Below are 18,350 nucleotides of genomic sequence, written 5' to 3' on the forward strand. Positions count from 1 at the left end.
AGCGTATTTGACAGCTGCAGAAAAATGAAAAGAACGGCCATTCCATAAAGGATGGCCGTCCTTGTTCCTAACGAATTCTAGCTCAATTCCACAGTCTGATTGAGCTCCATACCTTCTGTATTTTTCCCCAATAGTCTATTGAACATGAACTTCACCATCTTGAATTTATTGCCTGAATCCCAATACTCGGCCGTATCGACGTTGACCTTGATAAGGACGAGGTTCGGATCATCGTAAGTGGTCTCCAGTAATTCCTCGTAGGCTTTGTTCCAGAACTCTTTTATTTTCTCAGCGCTTTCCACAAGCTCCGCTTCACCGCGGATGGAGACGAAGGACTTATCCGCATAGGCCACATTCACTTGCTTGTTCCGGCACAGCTCATGGAATTTCTCCGTGTCCTTCTTTGTAAGAAACCACAAACTGCCGTCAAACTCAACGTCCTGGGTTTTCATCGGGCGTGACACTAGGCCCTCCTCCGATACCGTCGTGAGCATCGCGATTTCAATGTCTTTGATTAATTCCCGAACCTTCTCGACCGCTTCTTGATGATTTGAATTTGGATTCATACCTATCACCCCGTCTGAAATTGATGTATCGATATAGTATTACACGCGATACGCTTCGTCTAACCACTTTTTAGATAATTAGATTAAGCACGATAGGTCAGTTTTTCGCTGTTATACATTATTGTTGTGGAATGAACCGATGTTTATAATCGGGGTGAACAGGAAAGAACCGTCTTTCGGTCATCGAGAGGAGTAGTTGATTTCTATGGAAGCTTATTTATTCGTGCATTTTAAGGAAAAGACAACCCCTGATGGCGAGCAGGTATATTTTGCAATAAGCAGGGACGGATTTAATTGGGAACAGGTTAACGATGGACAACCCGTTCTTTGGAGTGAACAAGGGGATAAAGGCGTGCGGGACCATACTATCGTGCGGACGAAGCATGGCAAATTTTATATCCTCGCGACTGATTTGGGTCTTGCTAATCATTTTCATAACAAGTACAAGGGAAGCTGGGAGACTATTACGAGGGAGGGGAGCAAATGTCTTTCCGTGTGGGAATCGGATGATCTTGTGAACTGGTCTAAGCAACGAATGATCAGATTAGGCGATGAGGATTATGGTTGTTTATGGGCACCGGACGTCATTTATGATCGGCTCGAGCAAGATTACGTGCTTCACTGGTCCTCGTCTCATGTTTCCGATGATTACGGGCATAAAGGCATTTATTACTCCCGGACAAAGGATTTTGAGAATTTCACGACACCGCAGCTGATGTACCGGAAGGAAGACAGCGGGGTTATTGATTCCGCTATTTACGAGGATAACGGGAAATTCTACCGGTTCGTAAAGAGTGAAGCAAACCCGCATGGCGTTATTATGCAAAAGGGAGAATCTCTGACTGGTGAGTACATAACCATCGATGCTTTTAATAGGGAAATGGAGAGGCTTGGCAGCAGCGCTTATGAAGCCCCAACGGCCTATAAGCTAAGCAACGGAAAGTGGTGTCTGATGCTGGACTTCTTTGGCGTTGCAGGGGAAGGGCAAGGCTATGTTCCTTTTATAGCCGATGAGATGGACGGCGGGGTCTTTATCCGGTCGGATGAAAGCTTCAGCTTCCCTTACCGCTTTAAGCATGGTACGGTGCTTTCCATTACGGTGGAAGAGTATAACAGAATTAAAAACGGGTTTTAGCGGATTGCGGCAGCACGAGACAAGAAAATGACCCGAATATCATTTACAAATAAGGGAATTATTCATATTATAATAAGCAACGATTTAAACGCGATGACGAGAAGAGTAAGGGAAAAACATGCTCATACAGAGAGCTCCGGCAGCTGAGAAGGAGCAGAGAACTTTTCCCCGAACCAAGCCTCCGAGCAGCATGCTGGATCCGGAACCGGTGATGGCATGACGGGTGCTCCCGTTACAGGGCTAGAGTATAAGCATTGCCAAGCAAGCAATGCCGTACTTGAAGAGATTAATATGGCGACATATTAATAAACTGGGGTGGCACCGCGAAACTTCGTCCCCAAGACATAACTGTCTTGGAGGTGAAGTTTTTTTGTTTTGTTTCTAACCAAAAGCGAAAATGGCGTGATCATTTTTTCTAGGAGGAGTTGGCAATGGAAAACCCCAAGGAACATTTAGCGGAGCACCACATGTATAGACTTATTAATGAGGAGCTGGAGCAAAACCCTTTTAGCAGGGAGATGTGCACTAGGTTTCCTCCCGAACCAAATGGCTATCTTCATATCGGGAGCGCGTACGCCATTCATACGAATTATATGATCGCTCAGCAATATAAGGGAGCTTTCCATTTGCGCTTTGACGATACGAATCCGCTCAAGGAAGATATCGAGTTTGTCCATGCCATTATTGAGGATATCAAATGGCTTGGATACGATCCCAAAGAGCATATCTACTATGGCTCGGATTACGCGGAAGAGATCTACAATGCAGCGCTATCCTTAATCAAGCAAGGGAAAGCGTACGTTTGTGATCTTACCCCGGATGAATTAACAAAGTATCGCGGGACTTTAATGGAGCCGGGCAGGAACAGTCCTTATCGGGAGCGTTCCGCGGAGGAAAATCTGGAGCTGTTTGAGCAAATGAAAAATGGCGCTTTCCCCGCAGGTTCCAAGGTATTACGCGCAAAAATAAATATGGCTTCGCCCAATATGAATCTGCGTGACCCGGTACTCTACCGTATTATCCACGCCGAACATTACAGGACTAAGCGCGAGTGGTGCATCTATCCGATGTATGATTTTGCCCATCCGATTCAAGATGCCATTGAAGGAATCACCTACTCGTTATGCTCGATTGAATTCAAGGATCATCGGCCTTTGTATGAATGGGTCCTGAATGAATTAAACATTGCTGAGCCTCCGCGGCAAAGAGAATTTGGTCGTTTAAGCTTGACGGGAGTCGTAACGAGCAAACGTTTTTTAAGGCAGCTGGTGGAAGGCGGCTATGTGGACGGTTGGGATGACCCTAGACTTCCGACCATTCGAGGCTTAAGGAGAAGAGGCTATACACCGGAGAGCATACGCAGCTTTATTGAAGAAATCGGGAGCATTCGAACGCAAAGCACCGTAGATATTTCGCTGCTGGATCATTTCGTCAGACAAGATCTGAAAGAAAAAACGGTCAGCGTCATGGCGGTTATGCAGCCTTTAAAAGTGGTTATTACGAACTACCCGGAAGATGCAGCAGAGTTGTTGGTGATAGAAAATAACAGCGAAAACGTGGAGCTGGGAACAAGAGAGGTTCCTTTTTCAAAAACGATATATATCGAGCGTGATGATTTTATGGAGGAGCCAATCAAAGGCTTTCACCGGCTTATTCCAGGTGGTGAAGTAAGGCTTAAAGGGGCTTATTTCATCCGCTGCGAAGAGGTGATCAAGGAACCTGGGACCGGCGAAGTAGTTGAGCTCCGCTGCACTTACGATCCGGCTACAAAAAGCGGTACGGGATTCACAGGGCGCAAAGTTAAGGGGACGATCCATTGGGTCTCTGCGGATCATTGTGTGAAGGCGGACGTAAACCTTTATGAAAAATTGCTTCTAGACGAGGATACCCCGAAGGACAGCGAAGATTGGACATCCAAGATTAACCCCGAATCCTTGGTTCATAAAAAGGACGTTTTTATGGAGGCCTTCGTTCAAGATGCACGAGCGGAAGAAAAGTTCCAATTCTTGCGCCATGGCTATTTTAGCGTAGACAGGAAGCATGATACCCGCGTGTTCAACCGTATTGTGCCTTTGAAGGATAGTTGGAAAAGATCGAACTAATGGCAAATTTAAGGCAGCCGATCTCAAGCGGTTGCCTTTTTTTAGTCTTAAGACAGAGCTTGATTCAGGGTTCTATGAAAGTTAGAACTGTTCGGCAGATAAGCGTGCTGGTACCTTTGTAACAAGAAACCTGTGAAGGGGAATGTTACTATGCCAAGATGGTCTCGGATTGCCAATGCTGCTGCTTCCAAACTTGCAGCCGCAGGAATTATATTTCTCGGTTTTTTAGTTATGGTTGTTGGCCCGCACGTTTATCAGATGTCTCAGTTAACCAAAGAGCTTTCATTATGGACATTTATTTATGTCTATGCTGTACTGTTCTCAGTCGTAGTGGACGTTGCGCTTTATAAATGGAAGTCTGGTCCGTTCAAGAGGATACTCACGGTGATGCTTTATATGCTCGGAGGGTATGTGCCTTTTGTAGTCTGGTTTCCAAACCAGTGGATGTTGAGTCTGATTGCTGGCATGTATGGGATTGCCTGTTCGCTTGCGTTTCTTGCTGCCGTTTACTTCTTGCGCAGATGCTGGCCTTATAACGCAGTTGCAGCCATTCTGCTATTATCCGCAGCCATTTATGTTTCCGTGAATGATTTCACAGTAGCCAGGCAGTGGACGGAAACGAGAACCGCCGATAGCTACCGGGCGGAATTCGATTATTTTAATGGAGATAAAGAAATCCCCATTCACCTCGACAGTGGTCAAACATTGTCCTATCGCATTGAGTGGCAGGTTACGAATGGAGGCGGGTATGGCACGCATTTGGATGCGGAAGGCGGTTCCTATACGAAGGATATAAGTGACGGTGGAGATTGGATTGCCTATCGAGTAGAGATCCCTTCTACTGTGCGAATCGTCGTTAGCGGCGATGAGGCGAAGGGAGCATTCACGATACAGTGGCAGATAACCGACTGACAACGTAGTAACCGCGTATAAAATGGAGAAATATTTAAGAAGAACTGCTTCTCTGCACTAGTGAGCAGTTCTTTTTAATCCAGTACTATTAAATATTAATGAACACATAGATTCCAGCATGTGGTAATATTGGGGTTGCGGGGCTTTTTTGTATTTATAGTTGGAATCAATGATTTCGTTAATAGGATTTCCTGTTTCTAATAGGAGGAACGATAATAGAATTGGGAGGATGAAACTCACGATGAAACGAAATCTGGCAGTACTTCTATCATTCATATTGTTCTTAGTATCAATGAATATTGGAGAGAAGAAGGCATTTGCGGATTCTCCGATTACCTCAACAACCATTTATCGAGCCTATCTCGATATTGATATGGTGGCCGAAGCACACCGCTTGGGATTTAGCCCGGAGATTGCCCAGTTTTTATCATCCGAGAAAAATCCAATTGATCATAAAGCTGCAGTGATAAACGCAATCTATTCCAGCAGCCAATGGGATGATCGCGATATTATGAATCAGTACGCAAAGGCTGTTTATGGCAAGCCCGCAAGTTCTCTCAACGTTAAGACCCTTCGTGGAGATGAATTATTTGTGCTGGGGTATTTGAAGGTGTTGGATCATTATTTGGAGCCGGATACGTATTGGCTTGGACTAGCCGCTGAATCTTTGCCGAACAGCATGACAGTGGCATTAGTAAACTCCCTTGCAAGATCGCAAGGGTCGTCTGAAGCAATGGATTTAAGCTATTGTTATCTGGAGAGGGTACTTGCCGATAAAAGCCTGGTTCAAGATATCCGGCAAGAAGCAATTGCTATTATTACGGATTATATCGATCTCTATAAGAAGGATGAAGGATGTCAGGACGCAGTAACCGAACTGATGAACCATTCAATCGGACTGATTGTGAATCAACCGCAGGCATTAGTCTTTGGCAGGCATCAAACGGTTGACCCGTCGAACTCTAAAGTTGCATCATATGTCAAAAAAGGTACGTCCTACGTGCCTCTTGTCTTTATATCGCATGCTTTGGGGGCTGCCGTCAATTATGACAAGAAGCGGGAAGAGATCACGATTGAGCATGAGTATTTGGAAGATGCTCCTTCTCATAAATTAGTGTTTAGCCTAAAAGATTCGGAGTATGAGGTTCGAAATGGCCGTGCATTTGTTCCGCTTCGAGCGATTGCCGAACCCTTGCGTTTGAACGTTTACTATAGCAAAGGGCTAATCATTCTTTCGAAGGGGATTGTCCTTCATCCTCAACTTGCATATGATCAGCAGTTGGCCAATGAGATAAGGGGAGCTATTGAAGATTATAAATAAAAGCAGGCTGCCTATTAAGACAATTGGTTGCCAGAGTTTAATAGTTCTCGAGGACCATCTTAGAAGATGGTCCTTTTCATTTGTGCGGAGTAGCGTATATTTTAAGAAAGGAGGCTGTCCAAGAATGAAAAATACGGCTGATCGCATACAGAGTTTTTATCAAAAACATTACAAGCTTTGCTACATACAATCCTTTAATCTGGTACGTTGCGAGAATGAGATGGGGATTCTGACAGATAACTTGATTATAACGCTTAGTTCACTTCCGCTAGTTCCAGAAGGGCCCAAATTAATCATTACCTTTGAAGATGTTAAAGATCTAACAATAGGCAGCTTCCAAGGAGCGTTCCGGCTAGATATCAAAATTCAGGATAAGTCAGCAGACCAGCTTGAGAATATAAATTTCAGGGTGACGGAAGTAGAGCATGAAACCTTCGCTTTTGTATGCAGATGCTTCGAGTGGGTAAGAACGTACTAGAGAATGGAGTGCTCGGAAAGGCACCGGCTGTGTAGGGATCACCTTACCAGCTGGTGCTTTTTTGAGTATAAACGAAACTATTCACGTATATCTGTCGTCTAACAACTGGAATTGTATCCTTATTATGGAATATTAAACGATGAGGTGATAGATTATTAAGCTGCAGAAAAGCACAAAAACCAGGATGGTCATCATTATTATTTTATTCATGTGGATTGTTAGCTTCTTGTCTCCGGAATTAACAACTCGCAGGTATATGCTGACCCGCTTACATCTGGGAAGTGTATTTACATCAAACATAACCGATATGAATCGCTATGATCGACATTATGGCCATGAGTACGATGTAACCAATTTCGTTGATAGGACTACCGGTGGATCTATGGGTACATTCTATCTTAGTAAGTTTGGGCCGTTTTGGGTCGTATCCAGTGTTGGGACTGCTCCTTAATACTTTTGAATTTTATACCAAGAAGGAGAAGATATCAGGATGATTAGCATACGAAGCTGGAGAGTAAGGTTGACTGTACTGGTAATCGTAATTCTCGCTGTCTACCTCAGTTTCTACATATGGATTCTGCAAAGTGTGAAAGAAACGGTAACCTCGATCTATATGGACGGTAAAAATGGCATTCAGCTTGATGAGTCTCGTGTGTCAGACCCGGTAAAAAACAAGTTCCTGCAGTTTATTGATTTCCCGAATCGCGAAGAGGATGACGAAATTCGTTTTAAATTAAGCATGGGACACGTATTCCATACTTTCGTGAGAGGCAAGGTTTGGGTGGAGTACACTTACAAAGGCGTGGATCAAGACACCAAACAGGTTAAGTATGGTGCGTCCAAAGTTCCGATCCAGATAAAGGCCAAGCTTGATCAGTGGGAATGGGTCATTGTCGATAAAAAAGAGAAGCCATAATCGTCAGTTCTTGATTCCTCTCTCTTTTTTACAAGAAATCTCGCAAAATTGCGATTGTTAGGAGGACGGCAGCGTCAGTAGAATAAATGGAACAACAAATGAGGAGAGTGTTTCCGCTTGGCTAAGACCGCCGTTAACTCGCTAGTCGTTTATCCCATTCCAAGAGCGCTGCCTAAAAATAATGACTTCACCGTACACCTGCGTACTCCCGGCGGGGAGTGGGTTGAGACGGAGGCATTACTTGTTAAGGTCGACATGCATTATGTCAGGGAGGCCTCTCTAGTCAAATTTGATTTCGGCGGAGAAGTGGAGGTGAAGATCGCCTGTAACCGGGAACCGGTGAAGGAAGCCGTGATCCGGCCACTTTCAACCGGCATAAAGGCAGAGAGAGTTGATGAAAGGACAATCAAGTTCCGTTTATCCAAGCCGCAGAAGCTTTCGGTTGAAATCAACGGCGACCGGTTCCATAACCTGCATCTGATAGCAAAAGAGCTGGAAACGAATCAGCCGGATCCGGCTGATCCCGGCGTTGCTGTCATCGAGCCTCGCATCCACCGGATTGAAGACTTGCAGGAGAAACTGCTGGATAACCGCTATCATACGTTATACTTCAAGTCCGGACTGCATCATATCGAACAAGTTATCATTAACGTGCCTTCGGGCAATAAGATTTACGTCGAAGGAGGTGCTTATGTAGCCGGATCCTTTGTCTGTGATAAGGTTGAAAACGTGCAAATCTCGGGTCGAGGCATGATCTATTTGGCGGAGTTTGGACGCTTCTCTGCCTTTCGTGGGGTCCGTCTGATGTACGCTCATCATATCGACATTTCCGGGATCTCCGTCATTGATCCGCCTCACTACAGCATCTATCTGGGTCAGTCCCATCAAATCCGGATAACCGACTTCGAGTCATTCAGCACCCGAGGCTGGTCAGACGGCATTGATATGATGTCCTGCTGTGATGTCGAGATTGACAATGTGTTTATGCGCAATTCGGATGACTGTATTGCCATCTACGGACACCGCTGGGGCTACTACGGTGATACAAGGAACATAACGGTAAAAAATTCAACGCTCTGGGCAGACGTGGCTCATCCAACGATGATCGGCACGCATGGGGATTACCATGCAGAAGGAACTCTGATCGAAAACATCACCTTCGAAAATATCGACATCCTCGAACATCACGAGCCTCAGGATAATTATCAGGGCTGTCTGACGATCAACGCCGGGGACAAAAATACAGTCCGTCATGTGACCTACCGCAACATCCGGATCGAGCCTTTTGAGCTTGGGCGGATCATCGATATCCGCGTCATCTGGAACCCGGATTACAATCCGGTACCGGGCAATCGAATCGAGCAAATAACATTCGATGGCATCTACTACAATGGCAGCGACAAAACCATTTCACGCCTTAACGGGTTTGATGCGGAGCGCTGCATCGACGGAGTCACAATCGATAATTTCTACATTAACGATCGCAAAATCACCGATTCCGCCTCCGGCAATTTCGAGCTGGGAGAGCATGTTAACCGGCTTACATTTACTTAATATGAGGGCTGTCTTACAAGTTATTAATTTTAGCTTGTAAGATGGCTCTCTTTTTTTGTGCTTCAAAGAGGAGATGTATCTTCTGGAGGAGCGCAGCGCTCGCCTTTGTCTAAACTTTGCAACCTTGTATAAATTGTTCAGGCAAAGTTTAGGCAACAGCGACCGGAAGAAGATACATCCCTCCTCTGAGAGGCTAACAAAGGTAGCTCTTTTACAGCGAAAATTACAAGGAATCTTGTAAAAGTGTGATATTTTCATTTTTTTGATGCGCTTACAATTAATTTAGCAAGAGGAAATGTTAACGACAGAGAGTAGGAGAATGAGCATGGTTAAAGACGATATTCAGCAGTGGATCGACAACACATGGAGCAAGATCGAGCTTAAGATGTCGGCTCAGTGCGACCGGATCGGTGACCGGATTCCTTATGTGCCGGAAGAAGGCGTATACCGTGAGGATATGGGAGAGTCTGACGTATTCTGGTGGACAAACGGGTTCTGGCCGGGCATGCTGTGGCACCTGTATCAAGCGACAAAGGAAGACAAATATAAAGCGGCGGCTGAAGGCGTGGAACGCAGGCTGGACGCGGCGTTTGATGGATACGACGGACTGCATCACGATGTCGGGTTTATGTGGCTGCACTCCGCGGTAGCGAACTACCGGTTCACCGGCAACGAAAGAGCCAAGACAAGAGGCATGCACGCTGCCAATCTGCTGGCGGGCAGATACAATCCGCGCGGCAAATACATCCGGGCCTGGAATGATGATTGCACAGGCTGGATCATTATCGACAGCATGATGAACGTTCCGCTTCTGTACTGGGCGAGTCAGGAATCAGCCGACCCGCGGTTTCAATATATCGCAGCAGATCACGCTGATACGGTGCTCCGGCATGCGGTAAGGGAAGACGGTTCCAGCAATCATATTGCCATTCTTAACCCGGAGACCGGCGAGCTGCTCGAAGCGCCTGGCGGTCAAGGTTTTGCGAGCGGTTCCTCATGGTCAAGAGGTCAGGCATGGGCCTTATACGGTTTCGCGTTAAGCTACCGATACACGAAGGATGAGCGTTACCTGAACGCAGCTAAACGTATCGCCCACTACTTCATCGCGAATGTAGCTGCTACAGGGTTTGTTCCCGTCGTTGACTTCCGGTCGCCGAAGGAGCCGGTCAGATGGGATACAACAGCGGGCGTATGCGCGGCATGCGGACTTCTCGAAATCGCCGATGCGCTTCCGGAGCTCGAACAGGATTTATACCGGAACGCAGCGATTAACATTTTACGCGCAACGGATGAACGCTTCTGCAATTGGAAGGTAAGCGAAGATTCCATCGTGAACGGCGGAACGGCTGCTTATCACGGACAGAGACATGCAGAGGTTCCGATTATTTACGGGGATTACTTCTTTATCGAGGCCCTCATGCGTTTGACCGGCAAGCATGTGCTCATTTGGTAAGTCAAGCAAGAACCGATAGGAAAGGAGCAAGTTAGGATGGAGAAAGCACATGCTGTCCCTTTTGAAAGCGCCAACATACCCGCGAAGCAGTCCAAATTCCGACATACCTGGAGAGAGTATAAGAAAAGCAGATATCTTCTCCTGATGCTGCTGCCGGTCCTGGTCTGGTATGCGATTTTCTGCTACGGACCGATGTATGGCATTCTGATAGCCTTTAAAGATTACAGTCCGGTATTGGGGACCTGGGACAGCCCTTGGAACAACTTTGCCTACTTTGATTATTTGTTTAACCAGTCGCCGGAGTTTCCGAGGATCTTGAAAAATACGGTCATCATCAGCGGTCTAAACATCCTGTTCGGATTCCCGGCGCCGATCATATTGGCCCTTCTGCTAAATGAACTCCGAATCAGCTGGTTTAAGAAAATGGCTCAATCCATCTCGTATTTGCCGCATTTTTTCTCATGGGTTGTTCTTTCGGGCATCGTCTTTCTGATGCTTTCGCCGTCCACCGGTCCGGTTAACTATGTGCTTGGATGGTTTGGCATCGACCCGATCTACTTCCTTGGGGACACGAGATATTTCCGCTTCAGTCTAGTCATAACGAACATCTGGAAAGAGGTAGGCTGGGGAACGATCGTTTACCTCGCTGCGTTGTCCGGCATTGATCAGACCTTGTATGAAGCAGCCCGCATGGACGGGGCTAACCGCTGGAAGCAGACTTGGCATGTCACGCTTCCTTCGATGCTGCCGATTATATCGATTATGTTTATTCTCTCGCTTGGCGGCATTCTGAACGCAGGCTTTGACCAGATTTATAACCTTTACAGTCCGGCAGTATTCGAGGTCGGAGATGTCATTGACACCTATGTTTACAGGCAAGGCATTGTGAACTTCCAGATGGGATTAACGACGGCGGTCGGGTTATTCAAAAATGTCGTCGGAATTACGCTCGTCCTCGGGACGAACTATATCGTGAAGAAAATGGGACAGGAAGGCGTTCTGTAAGGAGGGGAGTATGGCGATATGAAAATGACATCCGGTGAAAAAGGGTTTCAAGTAATCTTATTTTTATTTATCTTATTGCTTTGCGTAATAGCGATCTATCCATTTATCCATATTGCATCCATATCCTTCAGCGCTCCCAAGGAAGCAGGCCGCTTCGGGTTCCATTGGTTCCCGAGAGATATTGACCTCTTTTCCTGGAAGCAGCTGTTAACGCAAAAGAAGATTTGGATCGGGATGAGGAACACAACGCTTCGTACCGTCCTCGGTACGGTGCTCAGCCTGATTGCTATGGCGCTGGCGGCTTATCCGCTGTCCCGCAAGCATCTGCCGCATCGCAGCTTCTATACGATGATCATCGTGTTCACGATGTTTTTCAGCGGCGGATTAATTCCAACTTACTTACTTATCAGAGATTTGCATCTCTTGAACAACTTCTGGGTGTACATCCTGCCGGGATTAATTCCTACGTTCTCGATGCTGATCATGCGTAATTTCTTTATGACGATACCGGTAGAGGTGGAAGAGTCGGCCAAGATCGACGGTGCGAACGATATGCGGATTCTATGGAGTATCATCCTTCCACTATCGAAGCCCGTGCTGGCGACACTCGGGTTATGGGCGGCCGTTGCGAATTGGAATGCCTGGTTTGATGCCATTATCTACGTCACGGATACAGACCTGAAGACCATTCAGTTCTTCCTTAGGGAAGTCGTCGTGACAAGCGCGGATGCCGAAATATTCGGCAGGGTTACGGGTGCGGCCAATCTTCAGTATGAGACGTCGATTAAAGCGGCCACCGTCATCTTCGCTGTTGTACCTATTCTCATTGCGTATCCGTTCCTGCAAAAGTATTTCGTCAAAGGGACGATGGTTGGTTCTCTCAAAGGTTAATATGGTTTGGTTTATCCGGAGTACGTACTCCGTTTAAATAAAGGTCTATTACATGTAAAGGGGAGCAAAAAAATGAAACATGGCAAAAAAGTGATATTAGCGTCCGTACTGGCACTATCCCTAATGGCAGGCTGCAGCAGCAACTCCAGCAACAATCCGGGCACAAATGCATCCCAAACCAATGACGCGAAAGAGAGCAGCGGAACAGAAAAAGAAGCGCCAATTGAAATCTCGATCGGTTCGACCTGGAATCTGCCGTCAGCAGACGGCAACCCGACTCAGAAATACCTGGAAGAGAAATACAACGTCAAATTCGTCAATATGAACCTTACGGATGAAAGCTTTAAGCTGAAGCTTGCGTCTAACGAGATCCCGGATATTTTCCCGGGCACGCTTCAAGAAGCGGATATGGCGAACTATGCAAGACAAGGCATTATCGCTGTCATCTCTACCGATGAGATTAAGCAATATATGCCGAAATATTCGGCGGATATTGATGCGATTGATACCGCGGCATGGGGAATTGCGCTTGTTGACGGCAAGAACTATGGCGTACCGAGAATTTGGCTGAATGGCCGATACGGATTTATTCCTACTTATAACGGTGCATGGCTGAACAAGATCGGCTATACGGAAGCACCAAAAACATTGGAAGAATACGAGGATGTGCTGACGAAATTCCGCAATGACGATCCGGACGGCAACGGCAAGAAGGATACGTACGGCATGACAGGCCGCGGCAAAGCGGCAAGAAATCAGCTGTTTAATGAAGTTTTCGCTTCGTACGGCGTTAACCCTTATCAATTCATGCTGGCAGCGGACGGCACGGTCACTTGGGGCGGCATTACCGACCAAGCCAAGGAAGCGGTTAAGAAGATCAATCAATGGTATAACGCCGATCTGATTGATCCGGAATTCCTGACAGACGATAATGACCAGATTACAACGAAATGGAACAGCCAGAAGATTGGTATGAAAGACACCTTCATGTACCACCATCTGTTTGGCATGCTGGAGCAGGACAAAGCAAACGGCTTCCCGGTTGTATATGGCAAAGGTCTGATCGGTCCGGCAGGCAAAACGTACGTCATGTCGAACGGGCCTCTGCAAACCCCGCTTATGTTCGGCAAGCAGCTGGAGAAGGACGACAAGAAACGGATTAAAATTTTGCAAATGCTCGAAGATCTTGCAACAAACGATGAAGTGTATCTGAAAACGACTTACGGCGAAGAAGGCGTATCGTACGATATGGTAGACGGCGTTCCCGTATGGAAGAAAGAATACTTGGATACTCCGCAGCTGCAGAACGATCTGGGTACAGGCGGCTATTATAATCCATTCGTAGACCGTTCGCTCTCCAATGCGAAATTCCAGATGCCTGCCGACAAACAAGCCTTCTCGGATAAACTGAATGCCGGCAATGAGATCATTTCCGATCTTCTTGGTCCGACACCTTTGGAATCGAAAACGCAATATTTGGCTAACTTGAATACGCTCGAAGATTCTTTCTACTCCAAGGTGATGGTAACGAAAGGCGACGTGGAGAAAGAGTTTGAATCTTTTAAAGCGGAATGGCTGAAAGCGGGCGGTCAGCAAATGCTGGATGAGGCTACCAAAGTATATAAAGAACGTCAAGAAGCATTGAAATAAACGGCCAAGGGAAGGCTTCTGATTGATCAGAAGTCTTCCTTTTTTACCACACAATTTCAAATAGATAGAGGGTGGATGAGGTGGCGGATAACTATGCAGGCTATTTGTTTGCCTATTTCAAGGGTAATGAGACAGCAGATGAAGAGCAGGTATACTTTGCGCTGAGCAAAGGAAATGATCCTCTGCAATGGCTTGAGCTAAATGGCGGACGTCCTGTACTGACCTCCGCATTAGGAGAAGGCGGGGTAAGGGATCCGTATCTGGCAAGGTCACCGCAAGGGGATAAATTTTTCCTTGTGGCGACGGATCTGAGTATTTACAGAAATCCGGGCTGGAATCGTGCGGTAACCTCGGGCAGCAGATCGATTATGATGTGGAATTCGTATGATCTTATCCATTGGTCGGATCAGCGAATGGTCGAGGTTGCTCCGAGTGATGCGGGCTGCGCCTGGGCACCGGAAATCTTCTATGATGCGAGGCACCAGGACTTTAAAGTGTTCTGGGCTTCTATGGCGGACAGCTTCCCCGGCGGTTCCGGCCGTTATCACCGGATGATGTATGTGTCCACGAAAGATTTTGTGCAGTTCAGCAAGCCAAGGGTGTATATGGATTATGGCTATTCCGTTTTTGATGCAACATTAATTGAGCATAAGGGGCACATTTACCGGTTTACCAAAGGAAAGAACATTATTCAGGAAGTGGGACAATCCTTCGAGCATGAGACATATGCGATGATTCATCAGCAGGTAGAGCTCGATTTTATGGTTCGGGGGGAAGGTCCTATCATTTTCAAATCCAACGTGGAGGAGAAATGGTATCTGTTTATCGATGAATTTGGATTCCGAGGGTATATTCCGCTTGTTACTTCCGATCTGTCATCCGGCATCTGGCAGATGCCCGAGCATTATTCTTTACCGGATCGGCCGCGGCATGGCTCTGTTATTCCGGTTACGGCATTGGAGTATGAGAGATTGCTTCAGGTATATGGATAAATATAAGAATCTATCCTCACTATTTAAATTTGCGACAAGATCATATAAACTTTAAGAAGTTGCAAGCGTTATCATCATGGAAAAAAAGGGGCGGGATGACTCATGCGGCTGCTGATTGCAGATGACGATGATTACACCCGGGAAGGCTTGAGCGAATCGATCGATTTCGAGAAATTTGGCATCCAGGAAGTGTTTCTCGCCTGTGACGGGGCGGAGGCGTTAAGGCTGGCTGCGCTGAAGAAGCCGGATATTGTCTTGACCGACGTCCGTATGCCGAAGCTGAATGGAATCGAATTTGCCGAAAAGCTTGCCGAGACCAATCCGGGCTGTCAATTATTATTTATGAGCGGTTATATGGACGTGGACTATTTGAAGAGCGCCATTAAGCTGTCCGCTGTTGAATATATAGAGAAACCGCTCAAGCTTGCGGAAGTCGAGCAGGCGATTCTGAAATCAGTTCTTGGCATTCAGAGCAAGCAGAAGCAAACGGCGGTTTTGAATCAGAAAAACGAGCTGGAGCGGCAACGGCTGGTCGGCTTATTGCGCGATACGGGAGCTGATCAGGACACCATTAAGGAGCTTTGCCAGGAAACGGGTTTTCCCCTTGGCAAACGTTACGTGGGGATGATTATGTTCAGCAGGAACGAGGATGAACACAGCCGTGCCGATCTGGATCTCATCAATCGCTACTGGAGCAGCACCGGGGTAATGGCGATCGGGGAGCAGCTTGACCGGTACCGCTGCTTTGTTATTGCCGCTTATGACAAGCAAGATTTCAAGCGGATCAACTATTTGGCTGACTTGTTTGTACGACAACATGATTCTTACAGCATCGGAATGGGAGAGGCCGCTAACCGGTTGGAGGAGCTTCCGGAGAGTTATCGCTTGGCTTATATGGCAGCGGAACGCTCCTTCTATTATCCGGACATCCGTTTCTACTCGCGGCAAGAGGAGAGGACGCAGAGCAAAACCTTCTTCACGAATCTGCTGCCGGAGTTCTATAAGCGCAAGGATGAACATCCCGAGCAGCTTCCGCAATGGGTGGAATCCTCATGCAGCATGCTAAGAGAGCAGGAATATGCTGACCGCGCACGCATTATTGCGTTATTTGAGACCGCTGCCATAGCCTTGGTTGGCGGTAATCAGAAGCTGCTCATTCAACTGGAGAATGATTACGGCATTCGGAATGTGGAGCAAAGTCTGCGGGACTGCAGGACGCTGGACAGTCTGGAAATGATGATGCGCATCATCTGCGGAGCGTACTTGGAAGAGGTGCAGCGATCTTCGCCTTATTCCCGGCTAATTCAGGACGTCATTCAATACATTGCCTCCAATTACCGGAATCCCGATCTTGATTTGCGGACCATCGCCGACCACATGCATCTGTCGACCGCTCATCTGGGGATGCTGTTCAAGCAAGAGACAGGCACATCCATTAAACAATATATCAGCGATTACCGGATCGGCTTGGCGAAGAAGCTGGTTATGAGCGAGCATTACAAAATGAATACAATTGCCGAGCTGTGCGGCTACGCCAGTGCGAGTTATTTTGCCAAGGTGTTTAAGGCTTCAACCGATTTGTCGCCACTTGAATATAGAAAGAAGACCTGATCCGGATGAACCATATCCATTCTGTCAATGACATGCCTTTGCGCAAGAAAATTATTATTTTATTTGCTTTAATCGGGATCGTCCCGCTTATTATTACCTTCTTTATCTCCTATGGCGAAATCCGCAAGCTTGTAGTGAACGGGCAGAACTATGCCGAGAATCAGAGCTATGAGCAGACGCTCATCACCTTAACCCGCAAGCTTGAGCATATTGAGGAATTATCCTCCATGCTGATCGTCAACAAAGACATGGAAGCGATCCTCTCCAAAGGGGCTGCCCGTATGAGCGTGGCCGATCAGATAGAGGTCTACGGCAATATCGTGGATTACACGCAAATCATGGTGTCAAGCTCGGATATCGACAACATCGTTTATTTTGTGGATGATAACTATGCCTTTACCGGCGTAGATACTCTCTTGCGGCGCATGAACAGCATTCGGGGACTGGATTGGACACAGAAAGTGATTGCCAATAAAGGAGGCCCTACCTGGATATTAAACAAGGATATTGATACCCGTACGGGCCTGTCTTATTTGTCATTGAACAAGCTGCTTTGGAACCCGGAAGACTATACCTCTGCAATTGGCATCGTTTCGCTGAATATGGAATTAAAGCAGATTGAGCAAAGCTTGACGAAATCCAACCCGGAGCAGCTCGTTTATGTCGAGACCGCTGCCGGTGAGCTTGTCGCGGGCAGCGGGAAGAAAGAACTCGAGACGATGCGGCTGAAGGGACCGTTTGACAGCAAAGGCTCTTATGTGAACGTATCGCTTGCAAGCGGATCCTATATGGCAAGAGGCCAAGAGATTGGGAATACCAATCTGTATCTGATGTCCGTTATTTCGCACCGCGCCGCAACGGAGAGCATCAATCATATTAAATATCAAATGGTTATGGTCTATTTGATCATCTGTCTCGTATTGCTCTTGTTTATTTTCCCTGTTGCCAAATCGATTACGAGACGGATCTATCTTCTGATGAACAAAATGAGCCAGGTGAGGCAGGGCCGTCTGAATGAACTGGACATTCGTCCAAGCAAGGACGAGGTTGGCCAGCTGATCTTAAGCTATAACTATATGATTAACAGTGTGCAGGAGCTGATGGTCGAGCAATATAAGCTAGGCCAGGAGAAGACCCAGGCGGAGCTGAAGGCGCTCCAGTCTCAGATCAATCCGCATTTTCTGTACAATACGCTTGATATGCTCAACTGGATGGCGCAGAAGGAAGAACGGGACAATATTCAGCAAATTATTTATGCCTTATCCGATTATTACAAGCTGATTCTGAACAAAGGCCATGATTTTGTAACGGTTAAAGATGAGCTGAGGCTAAGCGCAATTTATATGGAAATTCAGAAGAAACGGTTCAAAAACCGGATTCAGCTTGAGGTTGATGTTGACGAGCAAGTGATGGATTGTATGCTTCCAAAGATAACCCTGCAGCCGATTGTAGAGAACGCCATCCTTCATGGCATCTCCGAGAAGCCGGGAGGAAGAGGGACGATTCGGATAACCGGCAGCATAGACAAGGATCGTCTACTTATAAAGATCTGCGATGATGGGGTTGGCATGCCCGAAGAGGGCAGCAGCGAGCAGCGCAGGCATCGCGGAAGCGGCTACGGCCTCAGTAATATTAGAAAGCGGCTGGATTTATATTATGGCCAGACCGCAGAGCTTCAGCTGCAAAGCACTCTGGAAGAGGGTACCTGCGTCACCATTGACGTACCGGTTATTCACCGCTAGAGAGAAGTTTGGTTTCAAGGGG

15 protein-coding genes and 1 other annotated feature are annotated in these 18,350 nt (G+C 46.8%); of the genes, 14 read left to right on the forward strand and 1 reads right to left on the reverse strand.

The annotated features are described in order from the left end of the window. Nucleotides 1–77: 77 nt before the first annotated feature. On the reverse strand, nucleotides 78–566 hold the full coding sequence (locus BM200_RS00915; protein WP_091180272.1) for a pyridoxamine 5'-phosphate oxidase family protein: 489 nt from the start codon (nucleotides 564–566) through the stop codon (nucleotides 78–80). A 205-nt stretch (nucleotides 567–771) separates the two neighbouring features. Here BM200_RS00915 and BM200_RS00920 point away from each other — a divergent pair, with 205 nt between their 5' ends. From BM200_RS00920 to BM200_RS00985, 14 genes are all read left to right on the forward strand, one after another. Further along, entirely contained in the window at nucleotides 772–1,701 is a 930-nt protein-coding gene (locus BM200_RS00920; protein WP_091180275.1) for a glycoside hydrolase family 43 protein, read from the forward strand. A gap of 84 nt (nucleotides 1,702–1,785) precedes the next feature. Continuing rightward, nucleotides 1,786–2,043: a binding site (T-box leader), on the forward strand. A gap of 89 nt (nucleotides 2,044–2,132) precedes the next feature. After that, nucleotides 2,133–3,803: a glutamine--tRNA ligase/YqeY domain fusion protein gene (locus tag BM200_RS00925; protein ID WP_091180277.1), complete on the forward strand. Its 1,671-nt coding sequence runs from the start codon at nucleotides 2,133–2,135 to the stop codon at nucleotides 3,801–3,803. 150 nt (nucleotides 3,804–3,953) lie between these two features. Beyond that, a complete protein-coding gene (locus BM200_RS00930; RefSeq protein ID WP_091180280.1) occupies nucleotides 3,954–4,715 on the forward strand; it encodes a hypothetical protein in 762 nt (253 codons plus the stop codon). Nucleotides 4,716–4,956: 241 nt separating this feature from the next. Beyond that, nucleotides 4,957–6,036: a stalk domain-containing protein gene (locus BM200_RS00935; RefSeq protein WP_175532695.1), complete on the forward strand. Its 1,080-nt coding sequence runs from the start codon at nucleotides 4,957–4,959 to the stop codon at nucleotides 6,034–6,036. A 124-nt stretch (nucleotides 6,037–6,160) separates the two neighbouring features. Continuing rightward, the gene (locus BM200_RS00940) at nucleotides 6,161–6,514 is read left to right on the forward strand and encodes a hypothetical protein (protein WP_091180285.1); all 354 of its coding nucleotides are present in this window, start codon (nucleotides 6,161–6,163) and stop codon (nucleotides 6,512–6,514) included. 490 nt (nucleotides 6,515–7,004) lie between these two features. Then, nucleotides 7,005–7,430 (forward strand): hypothetical protein, encoded by a 426-nt coding sequence (locus BM200_RS00945; RefSeq protein ID WP_091180287.1) that lies wholly within the window; start codon nucleotides 7,005–7,007, stop codon nucleotides 7,428–7,430. A 117-nt stretch (nucleotides 7,431–7,547) separates the two neighbouring features. Then, nucleotides 7,548–8,984 (forward strand): glycosyl hydrolase family 28 protein, encoded by a 1,437-nt coding sequence (locus BM200_RS00950; protein ID WP_091180290.1) that lies wholly within the window; start codon nucleotides 7,548–7,550, stop codon nucleotides 8,982–8,984. 325 nt (nucleotides 8,985–9,309) lie between these two features. Then, nucleotides 9,310–10,437, forward strand: coding sequence for a glycoside hydrolase family 88 protein (locus BM200_RS00955; RefSeq protein WP_091180292.1), 1,128 nt, complete (start codon nucleotides 9,310–9,312; stop codon nucleotides 10,435–10,437). Between the two features lie 36 nt (nucleotides 10,438–10,473). After that, a complete protein-coding gene (locus tag BM200_RS00960) occupies nucleotides 10,474–11,442 on the forward strand; it encodes an ABC transporter permease (protein WP_091180295.1) in 969 nt (322 codons plus the stop codon). A gap of 18 nt (nucleotides 11,443–11,460) precedes the next feature. After that, a complete protein-coding gene (locus tag BM200_RS00965; protein WP_091180297.1) occupies nucleotides 11,461–12,333 on the forward strand; it encodes a carbohydrate ABC transporter permease in 873 nt (290 codons plus the stop codon). A gap of 72 nt (nucleotides 12,334–12,405) precedes the next feature. Then, nucleotides 12,406–13,983: an extracellular solute-binding protein gene (locus tag BM200_RS00970; RefSeq protein ID WP_091180300.1), complete on the forward strand. Its 1,578-nt coding sequence runs from the start codon at nucleotides 12,406–12,408 to the stop codon at nucleotides 13,981–13,983. 80 nt (nucleotides 13,984–14,063) lie between these two features. Then, nucleotides 14,064–14,975: a glycoside hydrolase family 43 protein gene (locus BM200_RS00975; protein WP_091180301.1), complete on the forward strand. Its 912-nt coding sequence runs from the start codon at nucleotides 14,064–14,066 to the stop codon at nucleotides 14,973–14,975. 102 nt (nucleotides 14,976–15,077) lie between these two features. Next, nucleotides 15,078–16,586 carry a response regulator gene (locus BM200_RS00980; RefSeq protein ID WP_091180304.1) on the forward strand — a complete coding sequence of 503 codons (1,509 nt, stop codon included), beginning with the start codon at nucleotides 15,078–15,080 and terminating at the stop codon, nucleotides 16,584–16,586. A gap of 5 nt (nucleotides 16,587–16,591) precedes the next feature. Continuing rightward, the gene (locus BM200_RS00985; protein WP_091180306.1) at nucleotides 16,592–18,328 is read left to right on the forward strand and encodes a sensor histidine kinase; all 1,737 of its coding nucleotides are present in this window, start codon (nucleotides 16,592–16,594) and stop codon (nucleotides 18,326–18,328) included. The last annotated feature ends 22 nt before the right edge of the window (nucleotides 18,329–18,350 follow it).

The sequence above is a fragment of the Paenibacillus catalpae genome (assembly GCF_900112695.1).
Classification (GTDB): Bacteria; Bacillota; Bacilli; order Paenibacillales; family Paenibacillaceae; genus Pristimantibacillus; species Pristimantibacillus catalpae.